Genomic DNA, 20,050 nt, shown 5'->3' on the forward strand with positions numbered 1-20,050 from the left:
ATGTTATAAGTTGTAAAGTTACAAACTAATCTATCTTGGAAGTATTTAAAAATACTTTTTTTAGTAAGATAAACTAATAGGCGTAAACGCAGGTAAAGTCATCTATTTCCATGAAATGGATATGATAATGTGAAGTTTCTCCTTCATATAGTATTTTACCGGTAGTTTGTTTATTACTATTGAAAGGGAAGTCTTCAATATAAATATTTTCCAAAAATAATAATTTTTTCTTTCCGTAAATTTTATATAAGCTTTCTTTTGCTCCCCAAACGATAGTAAGTTTACTTACTAATGCATCATGATTGGCAATTGATTTATATGCTTCAATAGGAGTGAATTTATGAGCAATTTTTACAATTTTGTCTCTTCTTTTTTCAATATCAATACCTACGGGTTTTTCGTTAGAAATAATAATACCAGAAAAAGTGAATGAATGTGTTATCGAAATATATTTTCCGTCTTTTAAATGTGGCTTACCAAATTCATCATAAATTAAATCACTGTCTTTATACCCTACCTCTTTTAGTAAGTGACGAACACTTAAAAAACCCCTTTGATGCAGTTCAGATCTCATTCCATGTAGCCTGTTTGAATTGTTTTTAGTCAACTGAATTTCTTTTAACAAATCATTAAATGATTCTTCAATCTTCCATATCAGTGCTTTAGTGGTATCACTAATTGTTACTATTTTGTAAAGTGGCATAATTTAAAAAGTTATTTTGTAACTTTGTTCTTCGAAAATTTGATAATAAATATACAAAAATATGAGCACAAATACCGCTGCATACGTACCATACAAAGTTAAAGATATTTCTTTAGCTGATTGGGGAAGAAAAGAAATAGAATTGGCTGAAGCTGAAATGCCAGGTTTAATGAGCTTACGTGAAGAGTATAAAGATGAGCAACCTTTAAAAGGAGCAAGAATTGCTGGTTGTTTACATATGACAATTCAAACTGCGGTTTTAATTGAAACATTACAGGCTTTAGGAGCTGAGGTGACTTGGAGTTCATGTAATATTTTTTCTACTCAAGATCAGGCTGCTGCCGCAATAGCTGCTACAGGAACTCCTGTGTATGCTTGGAAAGATATGACAGAAGAAGAGTTTGATTGGTGTATTGAACAAACATTATTTTTTGGAGAAGAAAAAAAACCATTAAATTTAATTTTAGATGACGGAGGTGATTTAACCAACATGGTACTTGATAAATACCCAGAGTTAGCAGCTGGGATTAATGGTTTATCTGAAGAAACTACTACAGGTGTTCACCGTTTATATGACAGAGTAAAAGCTGGAACATTACCTATGCCAGCAATTAACGTAAACGATTCAGTTACTAAATCAAAGTTTGATAACAAATATGGTTGTAAAGAATCTGCAGTTGATGCAATTCGTAGAGCTACTGATATTATGTTAGCAGGTAAACGTGTAGTTGTTTGTGGATATGGTGATGTAGGTAAAGGTACTGCAGCTTCATTTAAAGGGGCAGGAAGTATTGTAACTGTTACTGAAATTGATCCTATTTGTGCATTACAAGCGGCAATGGATGGTTTCGAAGTAAAAAAATTAGAAACTGTCGTAGGTAATGCTGATATAGTAATTACTACAACAGGTAATAAAGATATCGTTCAAGCTCGTCATTTTGAAGCTTTAAAAGACAAAGCTATCGTATGTAATATCGGGCATTTTGATAATGAAATTGATATGGCTTGGTTAAATGAAAATCATGGGCATACTAAAAATACTATTAAGCCTCAGGTAGATAAGTATAATGTAAACGGAAATGACATTATTATTTTGGCTGAAGGTCGTTTAGTAAACTTGGGGTGTGCAACTGGTCACCCTAGTTTTGTGATGTCTAATTCATTTACTAACCAAACATTAGCTCAAATTGAATTATGGACTAACCGAGATGCATATGAAAATGAAGTGTATATGTTACCTAAACATTTAGATGAGAAAGTAGCAAAATTACACTTAGCTAAAATAGGCGTTGAGTTAACAGAGTTACGTGAAGACCAAGCTTCTTATATTGGTGTTACAGTTGAAGGTCCTTTTAAACCAGAACATTATAGATATTAGAAGAATTTACCACAAAATAAAAATCCTCGTTTTAACGAGGATTTTTATTTTGTGGTAAATAATAAATGCTATCTATTCTTTTGGAATTCTTTCGTCTATCATTTTTAATGGCATATCCCCCATTAAATCAATTAAATCTAAAATATCCCTAACTTTCTCTTCTTCTTCAGCTTGTTCTGTAACAAACCACTGTAAGAAAATTTCTGAAGTGAAGTCGTTAACTTGACGTGCAGTTTTGAAAATGTGATGAATTGATTGTGTTACTTCTATTTCAGCATTTAGTGAAGCTTCAAATATGGCACGTAAACTTTCAAATTCATGAGTAATTTCACTTACTGTTGGCGATAAAGCACTACCTCCATTATCATTAATGAATTTAAATATTTTCATCATGTGAGTTCTTTCTTCTTCAGCTTGGTTGTAGAAATATGATGCACTATTTCTTAGCTCTTTTTGGTCACACCAAGAAGCCATTGCCAAATATTTTGAAGAAGCTTTTTGTTCTAACATTATTTGTTGATTTAATAAATCAACAACATCGACATTTAAAATCATGTCTTTTCTTATCGCTGTTTGCATAATACTCGTGTTTTAATGAATGTTACATTAAAGGTAAGCATAATAAAAGCTCAAAAAACGTGAAGCCTTAATTTAAAAGTAGTCTTATTTAAGAGAGTACGGTATGTTCTTTAAATATTGTTAAGACCAGGCGTTTTAATTCAAGAATTTGTGATACATCTAATATAAGTAAATGCTTCCTGTCAGCCACAAATAGTAGTATGTAATTTTCATTATCAATAATATTCTCAATAGAGGTGTAAGAAGAATAATCTAGTATTTTTTTTCTAAAAGCTAATAACTGACAGAATGTTAAGTCAATAGTTTTAAAGCCCAAATCTAATACATAAGAATTTCTTCTGCTATATTGAATAGAATATTGATATGATGATTCACAAATTACCATACTGCAAATATATTATTTTTAATTAATCTAAAAAAGAGTAATTAAAAAAGCTCACTAAAAAGTGAGCTTTTATTTAAAAAATACAGTTATTGATTTATATTTTTAATTCATTAAATAACTTAATTAATTCAGGATTAGAAGGTCTCGGAGCATTTGCACTTACAATATTACCTTCTGGGTCAATTAAAATAAATCTTGGGATTCCAGAAATAGCATAGTCTTTTATGAATTTAGAATTCCAGTTGTCGTCAGCAAATAACTGAATTCCACCTAATTTTTTATCATTAACCATTTTTACCCAAGTATCATGGTTTTTTTGTTCGTCAATAGAAACACTTACAAATTCGATATTTTTATCATGAAATTTGTTTTCTACAGTCTTTAAAAAAGGAATTTCCTTTTTACAAGGACCACACCAAGTAGCCCAAACATCCACGTAAACATACTTTCCTTTTAAATCATCTAAGGAAGTTTTTCCTCCTTTATGGTTTTCATAGTCTGAAAATTTTGGAGAAACAGTGCCTTTCGGTAAAGTTTCTGCTATATACTTTTCTTGAGCATATTTACGATCAAAAAATGATTTAAAAGCTGAAATACTTTTTGTTTGATTAGCAGTAAAAGTAGAGTCTAGTGGTTTTGTAGTAAGTCTTGATTTGAAATCATCAACATATGTTTTTATTTTGGTGTCAAAATCTTCTTTTGGTAATTTAAAAAGTGATTTATCCTCAAAAAACTCTTCTTGAATGATAGATGATTTAGCCATAAAGTTACTTTCATCAGACCCTTTTCCAGTAAAGACAATAGTTTCATCAAATTGATTAGTGTCTAATGATAATTTTATCTCATCTCCATTTCTTAAAAATAATGAAGTAAATTCTTTACCGTCAAAAAAAGAATAGATACCGTTGGTTACTTTCATGGTGTCTTTAAACATTCCATTTTCATCAACTTTTATTACTCTTTTAAATCCAATTCTGTTAGAGACTACTACAGAATCAGAATTTTTATTTGTTATTTTTCCTGAAAAAGTAACATAATCTTTCGCTTCTTGTTTACAAGAAACTATAGCAATAGAGGCAATTGCTAGGTAAATTAATTTTTTCATTTTAGTTTAATTTAAAATTAGTTAGTTTAATAATAAGCGAGCTAAAGTAATAAAATTTAATAAATCATAATGCTGCCAGGATTTAAAAGACTATTGGAAGGGGAAGGGATAAGTATACATACTCCGATAGTTTTGTTAAACTTATCTAGCAAACAAATACATTAGGTTTCTAATGATATACTGTTATGTTTTACCCCAACCAACCTTCTCTGTCTAGACTTCTATATTGAATGGCTTCAGTAATATGGTTTGAGTTTATGCTATTTGAAGCATCTAAATCAGCAATAGTGCGAGAAACTTTTAAAATTCTATCATAAGCTCGAGCGGAAAGGTTTAATTTTTCCATAGCGGTTTTTAGAAGTTGTTTACTCTCGTCAGATAATTTACAAAATTCTCGAATTTGTTTTACATTCATTTGGGCATTGTAATGAATGTTTTCGAAATCACTAAATCTTGCAGATTGTTTTTCACGAGCCCTAGTAACCCGTTCTCTTATATCTCTACTGTTTTCTCCTTTTCTTTCATCTGATAGTTTATCAAAGGGAACTGGGGTTACTTCAATATGAATATCAATTCGGTCTAATAAAGGTCCTGAAACTTTACTTAAATAGCGTTGTATTTCCGCTGGAGATGAAGTAATAGGTGCATTTGGATCATTAAAATATCCTGACGGGCTTGGGTTCATACTTGCAACTAACATAAAACTACTTGGATAGGTAACTGTAAATTTAGCCCTTGAAATTGTCACTTCTCTGTCCTCTAGTGGCTGTCGCATAACTTCTAAAACTTCTCTTTTAAATTCGGGGAGTTCATCTAAAAATAATACACCATTATGAGAAAGAGAAATTTCTCCTGGCCTTGGATATTGGCCACCCCCTACTAAAGCAACGTTAGAAATTGTATGATGAGGACTTCTAAATGGTCGATTGTAAAGCAATCCTTCATTCTTTGTTTTACCAACTACTGAATGAATTTTGGTGGTTTCTAATGCTTCATGTAAAGTCATTGGAGGTAAAATTGATGGCAACCGTTTTGCTAACATTGTTTTTCCTGATCCTGGTGGGCCAATTAAAATAATATTATGTCCTCCAGCGGCTGCAATTTCCATACAGCGTTTTATGCTTTCCTGCCCTTTTACTTCAGAAAAATCGAATTCAGGAAAATCAATATGCTTGTAAAATTCGTGTCTTGTATCAACAGTGGTTTGTTCAATTTTATTATTGCCATTAAAATGATTAATAACTTCTAAAATATTATTAGCTCCTAAAACTTGTAAATTATCAACAATAGCAGCTTCTTTGGCGTTCTCTTTAGGGATAATTAGATATTTAAAACCTTGCTCTCTGGCTTTTATAGCAATAGGTAAAGCACCTCTTATAGGTTGTAAGCTCCCATCTAAAGACAGTTCTCCCATTATAACATACTTACTAATTTCTTTAGATTGTATTTGATTAGAAGAGGCAAGAATCCCTATTGCAAGCGTTAAGTCGTATGACGCTCCTTCTTTTCGGATATCAGCAGGTGCCATATTTATAATAATTTTTTTACCTGGAAGTTTGTAACCGTTGTTATTTAATGCTGCTGAAATTCGGTATGAACTCTCTCTAACGGCATTATCAGGTAATCCTACTAAATGATATCCTATACCTTTGTCAATATTTACTTCAACAGTAATTGTAGTTGCTTCAATACCAAATACGGCAGATCCATAAATTTTTACTAGCATTTTTTTCTTTAAAGATATATTTTTTAGGTTTAAAAATAGTTGATAGACATAATTTTTTTCATTTAGAAAGTTAAATAATGTGTAATAGGCTGATTGCTTTTTTGAAATAATAAGTAATATCTCTAACTTTACAAGCCATCTTTTTTTAATAAAGACTGTATGGTTCGGTTATATTTGAATTTTAAGTTTCATTATAAGAAACTATAACTTCCTGTAATTGGGGCTTAGTCTCTGTTAATTAGGATTGTAATTGCTATTGTATTTATTTTAAATTTTATTTTATGAGAAAAGAAAAATTAACGACCCTAATAGTTAATGATTACCCATTAATGTGTGAGGCATATAAAAGGGCATTTATTAATGTAAGTAATTATACTCTATATGATTTTGATTTTATAACGATAAACAACATCGACGACGCTTGTGAAATGATAAAAAAATTCTATGATAGAGAACAAAAGATTGATTTAGTTTTTTTAGATTTAAAACTATTTCCTTCCGATAATAAAAAAATACTGTCTGGTGAGGATTTAGGAATTTTAATTAAAGATATGTTTCCAAGTTGTAAAGTTATTTTATCAACTACTAATGATAATAAATATAGAATTCATAGTGTTTTTAGAAGTATAAATCCTGAAGGCTTTTTAATAAAAAGTGATGTTACATTTATAGAATTAGTGAAAGCCATCAATGAAGTAATAAATGATCCTCCATATTATAGTAAAACAGTTTTAAAATTATTAAGAAAAAAAGTTTCAACAGATTTTTTGTTAGATGATGTTGATAGAAAAATACTTTATGAATTATCTATTGGTGCTAAAGTAAAAGATATGTTAGGGTTCATTCCTTTATCTGTAGCAGCTATAGAAAAAAGAAAAAGACACCTAAAAAAAATATTTAATGTTAAAGAAAAAGGGCATCGAGAATTGATATTAAAAGCCAAAGAAAGTGGCTTTATTTAACATGAATAAAAAGAAAGTAATGTTTATCCTTACTTTTTTTATCAAAAAAATGTCAAATTTATTTTTTTTTAATGATATGTTTGGTGATAATATTGAAAATAGCTTAAAAAACTATCGTTTTGAAAAATTCGTTAATAAATATAGTACAACAACTTCTAAAAAAAAATAAAATTTCTTTTGATAAGGAGGAGCTTTCTTTTCAAATGCAAAGTCATCCATCCTATCCTAGTTTGCATGCTATAACAGGAGTACTTGATCATTTTAATATAGAAAATGTAGCAGCAGAAGTTCCAGTAAATTCAGATACCTTAGCGCAATTACCATCTTGTTATATTGTACAAGTAAATGATAGTAATGGTCTGAACTTAACAATTGTTGAGAGAAAGAAAAATGAATATATTTTCTATACTATAGAAGGCAAAAAAGAAAAAATATCTGAAGCAGAGTTTTTAAAAAGGTTTACCGGAATTATAGTTGCTGTAGAGAAAACAGATACTATTCAAACAAGTAAAAAAACAAGTAAAATCCCACAATATATAGGTTTAGGAATTCTAAGTTGCTTAGTTGCTTTTGTAATTCTTAAAGCACCTAATTCAGTTTTTAGTTTTTCTCATTTACTTTTATCAATAGTAGGAATTGTAGTTAGCATAGCTATTGTAAAACAAGAGTTAGGTATACAAACCTCCATAGGTGATGCTTTTTGTTCTGGAGCAGATGAAAAAAAAGATTGTGATGCAGTACTTACCTCAAAAGGGGCTGAAATACTAAAAGGGTATAAATTAAGCGACTTTAGTATATTATATTTTTCAACATTGGCGCTTTTAACCTTCGTTGAACTGGCAACACCTGCACTTGCTTATTCAATAAGTTTGGTTGCTATTCCAGTAACATTATATTCCATCTATTATCAATATGCAGTAGTGAAAAAATGGTGCTTACTATGTTTAAGTATTGTTGGTTTATTATGGTTGCAAGCATTGATACCAGTAATAACAAACATCTATATTTCTAGTTTTATACCTACTGACTATGTTGTGTTGGCAATTATAGGAACAAGTATTTGGGTGGGATGGAGCTATATAAAGCCACTAATAACTGAAGTAACAGAATTGCGAAAAGAAAAAATAGAAGGGGTTAAATTTAGAAGAAACTTTACCTTATTTGAGGGAATGCTAAATAAATCTCCTCAAATAGATACGGCTATTGATAAAAACCAAGAAATTGTTTTTGGTAACCCAACCTCAAATTTAGAAATAGTTGTTGTAACCAATCCTTTTTGTGGACACTGCAAACCGGTGCATAAACAAGTAGATGAAATTTTACATAAATATAATAACTCCGTTAAAATAAGAATCCGTTTTAATATAAATACTGAAGACAAAAACGGTAGTGCGGCAAAAGTAACGAGTAGATTATTAGAACTCTATAACAACAACAAGAAAGAAGAGTGTTTAGAGGCTATGAGTGAAATTTATGAAGATGGAAATGTGGATGAATGGGTAAAGAAATGGGGAGCAACAAATAACAGTGATTATTTTTTAGCTGAATTGGAAAGAGAAAAAGAATGGTGCAAAGAAAACGCTATTAACTTCACTCCTGAAATTCTAATCAACGGAAGATCGTTTCCAAAAGAATACAATAGATCTGATTTAATTTTCTTTATAGAAGAACTGGAAGAAAATAGCCAAATAACAATAAGTAAAGTATAAAAAACAAAGCCCAAAAAGGGCTTTGAATTTGAAACATATTCTCTCGCAAAGAATAGACACACTCGGTGAGTGTCTCAAAATGTTCGCTGTAAAAGTAATCTTATTATTTTAATTATGAAAAACTCAATTTTAAATTTAGGAAAAGTACTAGATAAGAAGGCGCAAGAAAAAATTAAAGGAGGTATTGGCATATGCAGCTTTATACCGTTATGTCCCAATATATCTGATAAATATTGTATTGTAATAGGTAATCAACAATGTCTTGTTGTTGGTGGGTAATAAAATAGGAAAAACAAGTCTTGTTATTATGTAACTATAATTTATTTATAAATTCCGCATGGTTGAGTTAGAGATGAATATTAGCTATTAGTAATAGTATTAATTTAATTTTAAATTTATGAACAAAGGTTAAATATTACAGAACAAAGAAAGTAAACTGAATATATAAAATGTTAAGACTTGGTAGTTACATTGATCACTGTAATGTAGCATCGTGCTATTTTGATAGATGACAAGGTTTTATTTCACGTTAAATTTTCAATTATAATAACGATCCAGCCTAATTGTGGAGGGGTGGAGTTTAGATGATGTTTAAGCTTAAGCATTTTACTATTGTTAAAAACAGAAACCACTTTAAATAATCAACTGTAGGGATGGCTTAACATCTCCCTGTTCTATTAATTTTTCATTTGAAGAAATTTCCAAATTATAAGCAAACCGAGGCTAAAGATTGTGGTCCAACGTGTATAAAGATAATCGCCAAGCATTATGGCAAAACAATCAACACACAACAATTAAGAAAACTAAGTGAAACGACCCGAGAGGGAAGTAGTTTGTTAGGATTAAGTGAAGCAGTAGAATCTATGGGTTTTAAATCTTTAGGAATTAAACTTGCTTTTAACAAACTTCTTGAAGCTCCATTACCATGTATTGTTCATTGGAACAAAAACCACTATGTGGTTCTTTATAAAATAAAGAAAAATACTGTTTATGTATCTGACCCCGCTCATGGACTCATTACTTTTACCAAAGAAGAATTTATTCAGCATTGGATAGGGAACAATGCAGATGAAAATACAGAAGAAGGAATAGCCTTACTTGTTGAACCTACTCCTAGGTTTTATCAAGAAGAGTTTGAAGAAGATGAAAAATTTGGGTTCTCATTTATATTCAAATATCTTTTTAAATATAAAAAATTCATCATCCAGCTTATCATAGGCTTATTAGCTGGAAGTTTATTACAATTAATATTACCTTTTTTAACTCAGAGTGTGGTTGATGTTGGTATAAAAAACCAAGACATCAATTTTGTGTATTTAATTTTATTTGCCCAACTATTTTTATTTGTAGGAAAAGCTTCTTTAGAAATAATACGTAGCTGGATTTTACTACATTTAAGTACACGGATTAATATTTCATTAATCTCTGATTTTTTTATCAAGTTAATGAAACTCCCTATTTCTTATTTTGATGTAAGAATGACTGGAGACTTATTGCAACGAATCAATGACCACAAACGTATAGAACGAATTCTAACTACCTCTTCATTAACCGTGTTGTTTTCATTCTTTAATCTGATCATTTTTAGTTTAGTTTTAGGATTTTATAGCTTGCAAATATTTGGAGTATTTGTTTTAGGAAGTGTTTTATATTTTGGTTGGGTTTTGTTTTTCTTCAAGAAAAGGAAAGAGTTAGATTACAAACGATTTTCACAAGTTAGTCAAGAACAAAGTAAAGTTATTGAGCTGATTAACGGAATGCAAGAAATTAAGCTTCATAATGCAGAAAGGCGCATGCGTTGGAACTGGGAATATGTTCAGGCTCGTTTGTTTAAAGTAGCAACGAAAAGCTTGGCTTTAGAGCAAACCCAAAGTGTAGGGTCTAACTTTATTAATGAATTAAAAAATATGTTCATTACCATTTTGTCTGCCAAATTAGTAATTGATGGTCAAATTACTTTAGGGATGATGATGGCAATTAGCTATATAGTTGGCCAATTAAACGGCCCTATAGTTCAATTAATCAATTTTATGAGAGATGTGCAAGACGCGCAGATATCTATTGACAGGTTAGGAGAGATTCATAACATGGAAGATGAAGAAAAGCCCGAAGATGAAAAAGTCACTCATATTCCAGAAAAAGAAGCCATAAAACTTAATAACATCTCTTTTAGGTATACAGGAGGATTAGAACCTGTATTAAAAGATTTATCATTAGAAATTCCAGCGAATAAAACTACCGCTATTGTTGGAGTTAGTGGAAGCGGAAAAACAACCTTAATGAAATTATTACTTGGTTTTTATCAAGTAGATTCAGGAGATATAAGTATTGGTAATTTTAACTTGAAAAATATTTCACAAAAAGAATGGCGAAGGAATTGTGGGGTAGTAATGCAAGAGGGATATATTTTTAATGATACCATCGCAAAAAATATAGCTGTTGGAGAAGATTACGTAGATAAAGAAAAACTAGCACATGCCATAAATGTAGCCAACATATCAGATTATATAGAAGGATTGCCCCTAGGATATAACACAAAAATTGGAAGTGAAGGAAACGGTCTAAGTACAGGACAAAAACAACGATTATTAATAGCCAGATCTGTATATAAAAATCCAAAGTTTTTATTTTTTGATGAGGCTACTAGTGCACTAGATGCAAATAATGAGAAAGTGATTATGGGAAAACTTAATGAGTTTTTCTCCAATAAAACAGCAGTAGTTATTGCACATAGACTAAGTACAGTTAAAAATGCACACCAAATAGTAGTATTAGAAAAAGGAAAGATAATAGAAAAAGGAACGCACCAAGAATTAGTAGCTTTAAAAGGAAGCTACCACCACCTAGTTAAAAATCAACTAGACTTGGGTAAATAAATAACATGTCATACCAATAGGGTAACTTCCCTCATTGGTAATGACAAAAATATTCTCTCGCGAGGAATAGACATACGCCTTGAGTGTCTTAAAATGATCAAGGGTTTAATTAATTAAATCTTTAAAAAAATGAAAAAATCAATTTTAAATTTAGGAAAAGCTTTAAAAAGAGCTGAACAAAAAGAAATCAGTGGAGGTGTTGGTAGCACATGTTTTAGCCATGCTGATTGTCCAAGAGATATGGGATGTTGTGATAATGGGCCTTATGTTGGTTTGTGTATGCTTGGTAGTGATTATAGAAACCATTGTAACTAATTATTAAAATTTGAAAAAATGAAAAAATCAATTTTAAATTTAGGAAAAGCTTTGAAAAGAGCTGAACAAAAAGAAATCAGTGGAGGAAACAGTTGTAATGGCCCGTCTTGCTATGGAATTAGCGGTATGGGCTGTGGTACTTGTGAACAGTATCATGAGCTATCAAACTATTGCAAAGTAAGAGTTTTTGTAAGTACTAACTGTTTCTAAAAAAAAATAATTATGAAAAAATCAATTTTAAATTTAGGAAAAGCTTTAAAAAGAGCTGAACAAAAAGAAATCAGTGGAGGTGTTGGTAGCACATGTTTTAGTCATGCTGATTGTCCAAGAGATATGGGGTGTTGTGATAATGGCCCTTATGTTGGTTTGTGTATGCTTGGTAGTGATTATAGAAACCATTGTAACTAATTAATAATATTTTAAAAAATGAAAAAATCAATTTTAAATTTAGGAAAATCTTTAGATAAAAAAGATCAAAAATCAATTAACGGTGGATTTGATTATCCAGTTGGGTTTTGCTTTGCTGTAGGTGTAAATCCTCCTCAATTAATTGCGAATGTTCTTTGCAATGAGTTATGCCCAGATGGTTCAACTCCTTTTTGTCCAGTATTTGATGACGGAATTATAAATTAATCTGTTATCAATTAGAGAGCTTTTTTAGGCTTTATTGAATAATTTAATAAAGGTTTTTAAATAAAGGAAACAGTAGTTCTAATTAATTGTAGTTAATGTATAACTGTAAATCATTTTGTTTTTCGGGATATACGAATTTCTTTTATAAAATAAAGTCCTCTGTTGATCCACAATAATTCATTATATATAAGAGTGATTGTAAATAAAGGGAGTGATAAACTCCCTTTTTAAAGAATAGCTTTAAATGCCAGAAAATAATCAAGATATAGAAATACGAAGTGAAGAAGTACAAGAAATATTAAGTTATGTTCCTAATTGGATGATTCGTTGGGGAAATACTTTATTTTTTTTATTAATTATAATGTTGTTATTCATTTCTTGGTTTGTGAAATACCCTGATGTAATAGCAACAGAGGTAATGGTAACTACTTCATTTCCTCCTGAGAAAATCTATGCTAAAACTGCAGGTCAATTTGAAGTGTTTTTAACACATGAAGGAAAGAAAGTAACGAAAAACGAAGTATTAGCTGTTATAGAAAATAGCGCTTCTTACAAAGATGTTTTATTATTGAAGAGTATCACAGATACAATAAGTAAGAATAAAGAAGTTTTTTCTTTTCCTATAGATAAACTACCTCCTTTAGTTTTAGGTGATATTACAACTAGTTTTTCGCAGTTTGAAAACCAATACTCTGAATATGTTTTAAATAAAGAACTAACCCCATACAAATCAGAATCTTTCGCTAACAGAATGTCTGTTATTGAGGCGAAGCAACGATTACAAATTTCACACTCCCAAAGAGAAATTAGTAGAAAAGAGCTTGAAATAAAAGAAAAAGACTTGGAAAGAAGTATAATAATGTTTAATGAAGGCGTAATTTCAGCTAAAGAAAAAGAACAAAAAGAAATAGAAATACTACAATTAAAAAGAGCTTATGAAAACTCAGGAAGTTCAATTTCTCAATTAAGAGAATTTATAAATAATTCAAATAAAAATTTAATAGGCACTTCTATTAAAAAAACACAAAACGACAGCCGTTTAAAGATAAAGGCTATTCAGTCGTTTTTATATTTACAAAAAGCAATAAAAGATTGGTTAAAACAATACGCTTTAACCAGTTCAATAAATGGAGAAGTTTCTTTTTTAACATTTTGGAGTGAAAACCAAACCGTACAAACAGGAGATTTGATTTTTACTATAATACCTGAAAACAGCAATTCTTTTATTGGTAAAATAAAAGCCCCTGCGACGAACTCAGGGAAAATAAAAAAAGGACAAAAAGTACAAATACAATTATTAAATTATCCTTCAGATGAATTTGGAGAACTAAATGGAAAAGTGAAATCAATTTCTCCAATACCTGATGCAAAAGGAAACTATCTAATAGACGTTCTGTTACCTCAAGATTTAAAAACTACTTATGATAAAAAAATAGAATTTAGACAAGAAATGAAAGGTACAGCTAACATAATTACCGAAGACCTACGTTTGATAGAGCGCTTTTTCTATCAACTTAAAAATATTATTAAATAAAAGAAATTCTATCGCGATGAATAGACATATACCTTGAGTGTCTTTAAATGATCAAGGGTTTAATCAATTAACTAAATCTTTAAATAAATGAAAAAATCAATTTTAAATTTGGGTAAGACATTAACCAAGGACAAACAAGTTCAAATTAATGGTGGAAGAAAACAATGTAAACCAGCCAATGTATGTATCGATTACGGAAGGCATTGTGCTGAAATCGAATGTGTACATGGTCCTTTTTAGATAGTTTGTTTTTAAAATTGTCCATTAAAAAAGCCTCTTTTAAGAAAGAGGCTTTTATTTTGTTGTAATATTTTTGTTAATTATTCTTGAAACGATCTAAACCAGATTTTAACCACTTAAGATAAGTGTCTTTATCAGTATATTGTTCAGGAGTATTTAATATTTCTAAATTAGGGCTTAATGATACATAGAAAGGCTGAGATGCAGTTTTGAAATTTGCAATCTGTAATGTAGCCCACTTATCACCATAGGTTCTAATTCTTTTTATTTTACCGTTAGGTTTGATATAATCAAACTGCTCCTCTTCAGGTAACATTCTTTCATTATCATCAACATATAAAGAAATTAGCACATAATCATTGCTTAATACTGAGTAAACATCTGGTTGACTCCAGATATTTTCTTCCATTTTTCGACAGTTTACACAAGCCCATCCAGTAAAGTCTAATAAAATAGGTTTGTTTACAGATTTTGCATAAGCTACCCCTTCATTAAAATCTTTAAAACAATTTAAATTTAAAGGGCATTTGTTATCTTGTTGATATATGCTGTGAAACTGAGGTGGAGCAAATCCGCTTAATAACTTACTTTGGCTCCAAAATTTCTCTGCTGGTTTTTCCATAACACCAGGAGCTAGGTATATAGCAAGACCTAAAGAACAAATACCTAAAAGAACTCTAAAAAGAGATATTTTACCGTATTTTTTTCCTATGAATCCAAATAAATATAGCGCCATTAATAATGCTAGAAGAGTCCATATTCCAATAAATACTTCACGCTTTAATAAATCCCAATGCCCAACTAAATCAGCATTAGATAAGAATTTAAAGGCAAATGCTAATTCTAAGAAACCTAAAATAACCTTTACAGTATTTAACCATCCTCCTGATTTTGGTAATGAGTTTAACCAACTAGGGAACATAGCGAATAAAGCAAAAGGTAAAGCTAATGCTAAACCAAATCCGGTCATACCAGCTGTTAATTGCATTGCTCCTCCACTAGAAGTTAAAGAACCTGCTAATAAAGACCCTAAAATTGGACCTGTACAAGAGAAAGAAACTATAGCAAGAGTTAATGCCATAAAGAAAATTCCAATAATACCTCCAATACTAGAAGCACTATCTGCTTTATTACTCCAAGAACTTGGTAAAGCTATTTCATATAGTCCAAAGAATGATCCAGCAAAAAATATTAATACAGCGAAGAAAAATACGTTTAACCATACATTCGTTGATATATTATTTAATATCTCTGGATCTAATGTGTCTAAGTAATGAAAAGGAATACTTAATAAACCGTATATAAGAATAATAAAAAAACCATATAGTAAAGCACTACCTAATCCTTTTCCTTTTTGCTCCGTTTTCTTTGTAAAGAAAGATACAGTTAGAGGAACCATTGGGAAAACACAAGGAGTTAAAAATGCTAGTAATCCACCAACAAATCCTAATAAGAATATATTAAGTAAACTACTGTCTTTTTCATCACCAGCATTATCCGTTGAACTTTTAAGTAAAATGGTATTTTTTAAATCCAGTTTTAAAGATTGAGATAACGTTTTACTTTTATCACTAACTTCAGTAACGGTTTGTTCTACGGCTTCTCCAGTTAAAGAAAATGTGAAATCTTCATCAAACGGTAAGCAATATTCCTTACATACTTGCGCATCAAGGTTAAGAGTTATTTGTGTTAAAGATCCATCAGTAACAGTTACACGCTGAACTAAAGTAGCTTCTTCAACGAAGAAAATTTCATCTTTTCCCCATATCTCACTGAATTCAGTTTCAGTTTCACTTTCCTTGGCTTTACCATTCAAGGTATAGCCTGACTCACCTTTAGCAGGTGTTATCTTTGCTTCACCACTTTCAAGTAATTGACCTTCAGAAGGTGTTATTGACATTGGTAAAGAGGCATCTTCGGGATTGTATTGTGAGTACAGGTGCCAATCTTCAGCAATTGTTATGTTGAAGATTAAATCATATTCAGTGTCTGAAACTTTTTCAACTGTTGGGTTAACCAATATTGGGTTATCATCAGTTTGGGAGAAAGTAGCGAAACCTATAAAAAATAAAATAAGAGTAAAGAGTTTTTTCATTCTATAATTGTTTACAGGGGTTTATATATACTTATTTGTAATATATTGATGGTATTGTCTGATGGAAGAAAACGTCTGTCTTGTCGTTTTCCTAGTATCCATATTATTTCATTTTTGCCAGAACAAAGTATCCATATATTTTGTTTTTCAATTAGTGATATTTTTTCATCTTTAAAATACTTGCTGATTTTTTTTTTACCAAGCATTCCTTTAGGGTAAAAAAAATCACCATCATTCCACTTGCGTAGAGTGAGGGGGTAATTTAGTGAATTTTTATCAACATAAATAGTATTTTTATCTAAAGATGTCGTTTCTTGAACGTTTTTAAACAATAAATTTACAGGATAACTAACTTTTAAATCAGAGCTATTTATCGTAACTTGTTGGTTTTCAGTGTTTGTGAATTTATTGGAGGGTAAAAGTAATAAAAAATCTCTGTCTTTCAACAATGTATGCGATTTTGTTGTTAGTAGTTTTCCTGTTTGAGCGTAAATTAAATTAAAAACATCATTCCATTCCGTAAAACCATATTTTTTTAACAGATAGTATAAATAAGCTTTAGGGTTCGATAATTCTTTTATTTTTTTGATGTCAAATTTTTTTATTTCACCATCGTATGATATTATCTCTAAAGATTTTTGTTCTATAGTGTCATTTATAATTTGCTGGCTTTGTTGAAGAAAATTACTTGTATTGTTGAAAGAATTTATTAGATTCGGATTAATTTCTTTTAAAATAGGGATTATGTTATGTCGTATTTTATTCCTCGTGTATTTTATTTCTGTATTGCTAGCATCTTCTCTCCATACAATGCTATTTAGTTTTGCATATTGTAAGATTTCTTCTCTTGAAAACTTTAATAAAGGGCGTATTGTTTTTCCGTTTATGGGCGGGATTCCAGTGAAACCTTCTAAGCCAGTTCCGCGAGTTAAGTTGATAATGAAAGTTTCTAAGTTATCATTAGAATGATGTGCTGTTACTATGTAATCAATTTTTTGTTCTTTTAATAATTTATAAAACCAATTATAACGTAACTCTCTTGCTGCTAATTGTATTGATAATTTATTGTTATTTTGATATTCTTGTGTTGAAAATTTTATTGTGAAAGTTTCAAGGTTAAATTTTTCGCCAAGATTTTTTATAAATTCTTCATCTAAGTCGCTTTCATTTCCCCTTAATTGAAAATTACAATGAGCTAAATAGATGTTGTAATTCAATTTTTTAAGGAGATAAGTTAAAACAACACTATCAACTCCGCCAGATATGGCTACAAGTATTTTTTTACCTTCTAAAAAAGGGAAGTTTAAAATAAGATGTTGTTTAAATTTTTTTATCATTAATATTAAAAATTAGACTTGTTGAAGTATCCAATCAACAATGTTTTGAAGCATTTCATCTTTGCATAAATCATTATGTAATTCATGATAGCCATTTTCGTAGAGTTTTAAAGTAGTGTTGTTTGCGTTTTCTGCGAAAGCCTCAGTGCCTCTATAATCGATTATTTTATCATCTACTCCATGTAATAAAAGCATTGGTGTTTTTAGTAAAGAAGCATTATTGATAGCCCATTCTCCAGAATCTATAAAAGTTAAAGAAAAGTTTGGGCTAATTTTATCGTGCACTAAAGGATCATTAATATATTTATTAACTTCATTAGAGTCTCGTGAAATATCATTAGGGTCTAATTCATTTCCTAAAGTTATAGATGGAGCTATTTTCTGCATAATTTTCCCAAGAGAAATTTTCCATTTAGGAGGTTGAAAAGCTAATTTTAGAAAAGGGCTCGTAGCAATAACGCCTTGTAAATTATGTTTTTTACGTAACGTATAGTTTATTACCGCATTACCGCCCATGGAATGACCATATAAAAATATTTTTTTGTTGCCAAAAATATCTTTGGCTTTATTAATTAGTTTAGAAATACTTTCTAAAACAGCATCGAAGTTTGGGTTATGACCTCTTTTACCAGTTGTCTTTCCATGTCCAAAATGGTCAAAAGATATTACACCAAAATCGTTGTCAGTTAGTTTTTTAGCAACGTGAATGTAACGCCCAGAGTGTTCACCCATTCCATGTATAAGTACTACAATAGCTTTTGTTTTTTCTGGTTTCCAAAATTGACCGAAAAAATTAGTTTTATGATAATTGAAATTAAATTCTTGATGTGTCATTACTTATTGTTTTTGCAACCATTGTCTAATCTCTTTTCTCAAAGATTGCTCAGGTCTGGGTAGCGGAATTGTTTTGCCAAATTGTTTACTTCTTTTAAATTTTGAGAATGTAATTTTCAATTGTTTCCAATCATCAGGATACGTTTCTAAAAACATATTAAAAAAACTTTGTTCATTTGGGGTTCCTTCAATTTTAGAAAGTACATGATTAAATTTCTTCTCTTGTTCTATAATCATATTTTTTTAGTAAATATAAGTAAAACTACTTTGAGTTAAGTAAAACATATTTCATTGCTTTTGCTTTTAATAAGCATTCTTCATACTCTTTTTCAGGAGTTGATTTAGCGGTAATAGCTCCTCCTACAGAATAGGAAACGTATTTTTGATCGTCATTATATAGAATACTTCGAATTACAACATTAAAATCAAAATCACTATCAGGAGTAAAATAACCAACAGTTCCTGAATATAATCCTCGTTTAGTTTCTTCAAGTTCTTCGATGATTTTCATAGCAGATACTTTTGGAGCTCCAGTCATACTTCCCATTGGAAAAGTATCCTTGATAACATCAACTGGATGTGTTGTTGAGTTTATTTCAGATACTACTGTTGAAACCATTTGGTGTACCTGTTTAAACGAGTATACTTTACATAATTCTTCAACTTTAACACTTCCTTTATTAGCTGTTTTTGATAAATCGTTTCTCACCAAATCAACAATCATGATATTTTCTGAGCGTTCCTTTTCATCACGAGCTAAGTCAAAAGCAATTTTATCATCATCAATTTTATTAATTAAACGTTTAGCCGTGCCTTTTATAGGTTGAGAAATGATTTTATCACCCTCTTTTTTTATATATCTTTCAGGTGTTGCTGATAATAAATATAGATTTTCATGTTTAAAAAAAGTAGCAAAAGGAGGTTCAGAAATTTCGTTTAAGTGAATATAGATTTGATGTGGATCAATAGTTGTGTTTTCAGCGTAAAATTCTTGACAAAAGTTAGCTTCATAAATATCACCTCGATGGATATGTTTTAAGATTTGAGAAACTTTTTCATGATATTCATCTTTATGAATTCTGAGTTTTATTTTAATACTATCTTCTTCCGGTATTCCTGTATTGGATAGATTAATATTTGTTTCAAAAATTTCTTCAAAATCCTCTTCTAATTCATCATCAATCATTTGTAAATAGTGAAACTCAACAGTATTTCCTTTTATGAAAATTATTTTCTGGGGTTGAAAAAAATATAAGTCAGGAAAATGAAGACCATCAAAATTTTTAGAATGTAATTTTTCTACATCGTTTTTAACATCATAGGAAATATATCCAAAAATATAGTCTTTAGTATATGACTGATATTCTTTTAACTTATTAAAAGCTTCATGAGAGTCAGTTTTGATAGCGGTAAATTCATCAACTGCAAGGGCACAATCGAAAGAACTATATGTTTGCTCATAGTTGTTAGAATCTAACCAGACTGCAGTTTCAAATTGTTTAGCCCAATGAAATAATTGTTTTTTAAACACTATTGGGTTTTCTATTGAAAAATTACGAATTACTCTTAACATTAGGCAAAAATAAGAAACCGAATAGAAATTAAAATAGAATACTATTTTTTATTGTAGAATATGTTT

General features: G+C 29.9%; 19 protein-coding genes. 10 read left to right on the forward strand and 9 right to left on the reverse strand.

The features are described 5' to 3' along the window. Positions 1 to 73 precede the first annotated feature (73 nt). The gene (locus ACMFBB_RS13835; RefSeq protein WP_435261348.1) at positions 74 to 703 is read right to left on the reverse strand and encodes a 4'-phosphopantetheinyl transferase family protein; all 630 of its coding nucleotides are present in this window, start codon (positions 701 to 703) and stop codon (positions 74 to 76) included. Positions 704 to 764: 61 nt separating this feature from the next. On the opposite strand from ACMFBB_RS13835, the gene ahcY reads away from it, so the two are divergent. Further along, positions 765 to 2,081 (forward strand): adenosylhomocysteinase, encoded by a 1,317-nt coding sequence (gene ahcY / locus ACMFBB_RS13840; protein ID WP_435261349.1) that lies wholly within the window; start codon positions 765 to 767, stop codon positions 2,079 to 2,081. A gap of 72 nt (positions 2,082 to 2,153) precedes the next feature. On the opposite strand, the gene ACMFBB_RS13845 is transcribed toward ahcY, so the two are convergent. The 3 genes from ACMFBB_RS13845 to ACMFBB_RS13855 form a co-directional block, all read right to left on the reverse strand. Beyond that, positions 2,154 to 2,660, reverse strand: a complete 507-nt coding sequence (locus tag ACMFBB_RS13845) for a ferritin (RefSeq protein ID WP_435261350.1) — start codon at positions 2,658 to 2,660, stop codon at positions 2,154 to 2,156. Positions 2,661 to 3,139: 479 nt separating this feature from the next. Further along, entirely contained in the window at positions 3,140 to 4,150 is a 1,011-nt protein-coding gene (locus ACMFBB_RS13850) for a TlpA family protein disulfide reductase (protein WP_435261351.1), read from the reverse strand. 190 nt (positions 4,151 to 4,340) lie between these two features. Next, positions 4,341 to 5,894, reverse strand: coding sequence for a YifB family Mg chelatase-like AAA ATPase (locus tag ACMFBB_RS13855; protein WP_435264308.1), 1,554 nt, complete (start codon positions 5,892 to 5,894; stop codon positions 4,341 to 4,343). Positions 5,895 to 6,157: 263 nt separating this feature from the next. Between ACMFBB_RS13855 and ACMFBB_RS13860 the strand changes: the two genes are divergently transcribed. From ACMFBB_RS13860 to ACMFBB_RS13900, 9 genes are all read left to right on the forward strand, one after another. Further along, positions 6,158 to 6,838 carry a DNA-binding response regulator gene (locus tag ACMFBB_RS13860; protein ID WP_435261352.1) on the forward strand — a complete coding sequence of 227 codons (681 nt, stop codon included), beginning with the start codon at positions 6,158 to 6,160 and terminating at the stop codon, positions 6,836 to 6,838. Positions 6,839 to 6,957: 119 nt separating this feature from the next. Further along, positions 6,958 to 8,547, forward strand: a complete 1,590-nt coding sequence (locus ACMFBB_RS13865; protein WP_435261353.1) for a vitamin K epoxide reductase family protein — start codon at positions 6,958 to 6,960, stop codon at positions 8,545 to 8,547. A gap of 689 nt (positions 8,548 to 9,236) precedes the next feature. Then, entirely contained in the window at positions 9,237 to 11,423 is a 2,187-nt protein-coding gene (locus ACMFBB_RS13870) for a peptidase domain-containing ABC transporter (protein WP_435261354.1), read from the forward strand. 129 nt (positions 11,424 to 11,552) lie between these two features. After that, positions 11,553 to 11,738, forward strand: a complete 186-nt coding sequence (locus ACMFBB_RS13875) for a hypothetical protein (protein WP_435261355.1) — start codon at positions 11,553 to 11,555, stop codon at positions 11,736 to 11,738. Positions 11,739 to 11,756: 18 nt separating this feature from the next. Beyond that, positions 11,757 to 11,948 (forward strand): hypothetical protein, encoded by a 192-nt coding sequence (locus ACMFBB_RS13880; RefSeq protein ID WP_435261356.1) that lies wholly within the window; start codon positions 11,757 to 11,759, stop codon positions 11,946 to 11,948. 12 nt (positions 11,949 to 11,960) lie between these two features. Continuing rightward, on the forward strand, positions 11,961 to 12,146 hold the full coding sequence (locus ACMFBB_RS13885) for a hypothetical protein (protein ID WP_435261355.1): 186 nt from the start codon (positions 11,961 to 11,963) through the stop codon (positions 12,144 to 12,146). A gap of 18 nt (positions 12,147 to 12,164) precedes the next feature. Next, positions 12,165 to 12,371, forward strand: a complete 207-nt coding sequence (locus ACMFBB_RS13890; RefSeq protein ID WP_435261357.1) for a hypothetical protein — start codon at positions 12,165 to 12,167, stop codon at positions 12,369 to 12,371. A 244-nt stretch (positions 12,372 to 12,615) separates the two neighbouring features. Next, positions 12,616 to 13,905: an HlyD family secretion protein gene (locus ACMFBB_RS13895; protein ID WP_435261358.1), complete on the forward strand. Its 1,290-nt coding sequence runs from the start codon at positions 12,616 to 12,618 to the stop codon at positions 13,903 to 13,905. Between the two features lie 108 nt (positions 13,906 to 14,013). Further along, entirely contained in the window at positions 14,014 to 14,145 is a 132-nt protein-coding gene (locus ACMFBB_RS13900; protein WP_435261359.1) for a hypothetical protein, read from the forward strand. Between the two features lie 76 nt (positions 14,146 to 14,221). On the opposite strand, the gene ACMFBB_RS13905 is transcribed toward ACMFBB_RS13900, so the two are convergent. The 5 genes from ACMFBB_RS13905 to ACMFBB_RS13925 are packed head-to-tail and all read right to left on the reverse strand — an operon-like array spanning position 14,222 to position 19,984. Continuing rightward, complete coding sequence (locus tag ACMFBB_RS13905) at positions 14,222 to 16,240, reverse strand: cytochrome c biogenesis protein CcdA (RefSeq protein ID WP_435261360.1); 2,019 nt, start codon at positions 16,238 to 16,240, stop codon at positions 14,222 to 14,224. Positions 16,241 to 16,251: 11 nt separating this feature from the next. Next, on the reverse strand, positions 16,252 to 17,577 hold the full coding sequence (tilS, locus tag ACMFBB_RS13910; RefSeq protein WP_435261361.1) for a tRNA lysidine(34) synthetase TilS: 1,326 nt from the start codon (positions 17,575 to 17,577) through the stop codon (positions 16,252 to 16,254). A 12-nt stretch (positions 17,578 to 17,589) separates the two neighbouring features. Further along, on the reverse strand, positions 17,590 to 18,411 hold the full coding sequence (locus tag ACMFBB_RS13915) for an alpha/beta hydrolase (RefSeq protein ID WP_435261362.1): 822 nt from the start codon (positions 18,409 to 18,411) through the stop codon (positions 17,590 to 17,592). 3 nt (positions 18,412 to 18,414) lie between these two features. Then, entirely contained in the window at positions 18,415 to 18,648 is a 234-nt protein-coding gene (locus ACMFBB_RS13920) for a hypothetical protein (RefSeq protein ID WP_435261363.1), read from the reverse strand. Between the two features lie 25 nt (positions 18,649 to 18,673). Further along, positions 18,674 to 19,984: an anthranilate synthase component I family protein gene (locus ACMFBB_RS13925; RefSeq protein ID WP_435261364.1), complete on the reverse strand. Its 1,311-nt coding sequence runs from the start codon at positions 19,982 to 19,984 to the stop codon at positions 18,674 to 18,676. Between the last annotated feature and the right edge of the window lie 66 nt (positions 19,985 to 20,050).

Origin of the sequence: Tenacibaculum sp. nBUS_03, assembly GCF_051201695.1 — a bacterium.
Lineage (GTDB): Bacteria > Bacteroidota > Bacteroidia > Flavobacteriales > Flavobacteriaceae > Polaribacter.

Coding starts and splice junctions, on each gene's coding strand:
- ACMFBB_RS13835 (WP_435261348.1), bottom strand. CDS start 703: ATGCCACTTTACAAAATAGTAACAATTAGTGATACCACTAAAGCACTG.
- ACMFBB_RS13895 (WP_435261358.1), top strand. CDS start 12,616: ATGCCAGAAAATAATCAAGATATAGAAATACGAAGTGAAGAAGTACAA.
- ACMFBB_RS13880 (WP_435261356.1), top strand. CDS start 11,757: ATGAAAAAATCAATTTTAAATTTAGGAAAAGCTTTGAAAAGAGCTGAA.
- ACMFBB_RS13875 (WP_435261355.1), top strand. CDS start 11,553: ATGAAAAAATCAATTTTAAATTTAGGAAAAGCTTTAAAAAGAGCTGAA.
- ACMFBB_RS13905 (WP_435261360.1), bottom strand. CDS start 16,240: ATGAAAAAACTCTTTACTCTTATTTTATTTTTTATAGGTTTCGCTACT.
- ACMFBB_RS13885 (WP_435261355.1), top strand. CDS start 11,961: ATGAAAAAATCAATTTTAAATTTAGGAAAAGCTTTAAAAAGAGCTGAA.
- ACMFBB_RS13925 (WP_435261364.1), bottom strand. CDS start 19,984: ATGTTAAGAGTAATTCGTAATTTTTCAATAGAAAACCCAATAGTGTTT.
- ACMFBB_RS13890 (WP_435261357.1), top strand. CDS start 12,165: ATGAAAAAATCAATTTTAAATTTAGGAAAATCTTTAGATAAAAAAGAT.
- ACMFBB_RS13850 (WP_435261351.1), bottom strand. CDS start 4,150: ATGAAAAAATTAATTTACCTAGCAATTGCCTCTATTGCTATAGTTTCT.
- ACMFBB_RS13860 (WP_435261352.1), top strand. CDS start 6,158: ATGAGAAAAGAAAAATTAACGACCCTAATAGTTAATGATTACCCATTA.
- ACMFBB_RS13915 (WP_435261362.1), bottom strand. CDS start 18,411: ATGACACATCAAGAATTTAATTTCAATTATCATAAAACTAATTTTTTC.
- tilS (WP_435261361.1), bottom strand. CDS start 17,577: ATGATAAAAAAATTTAAACAACATCTTATTTTAAACTTCCCTTTTTTA.
- ACMFBB_RS13845 (WP_435261350.1), bottom strand. CDS start 2,660: ATGCAAACAGCGATAAGAAAAGACATGATTTTAAATGTCGATGTTGTT.
- ahcY (WP_435261349.1), top strand. CDS start 765: ATGAGCACAAATACCGCTGCATACGTACCATACAAAGTTAAAGATATT.
- ACMFBB_RS13920 (WP_435261363.1), bottom strand. CDS start 18,648: ATGATTATAGAACAAGAGAAGAAATTTAATCATGTACTTTCTAAAATT.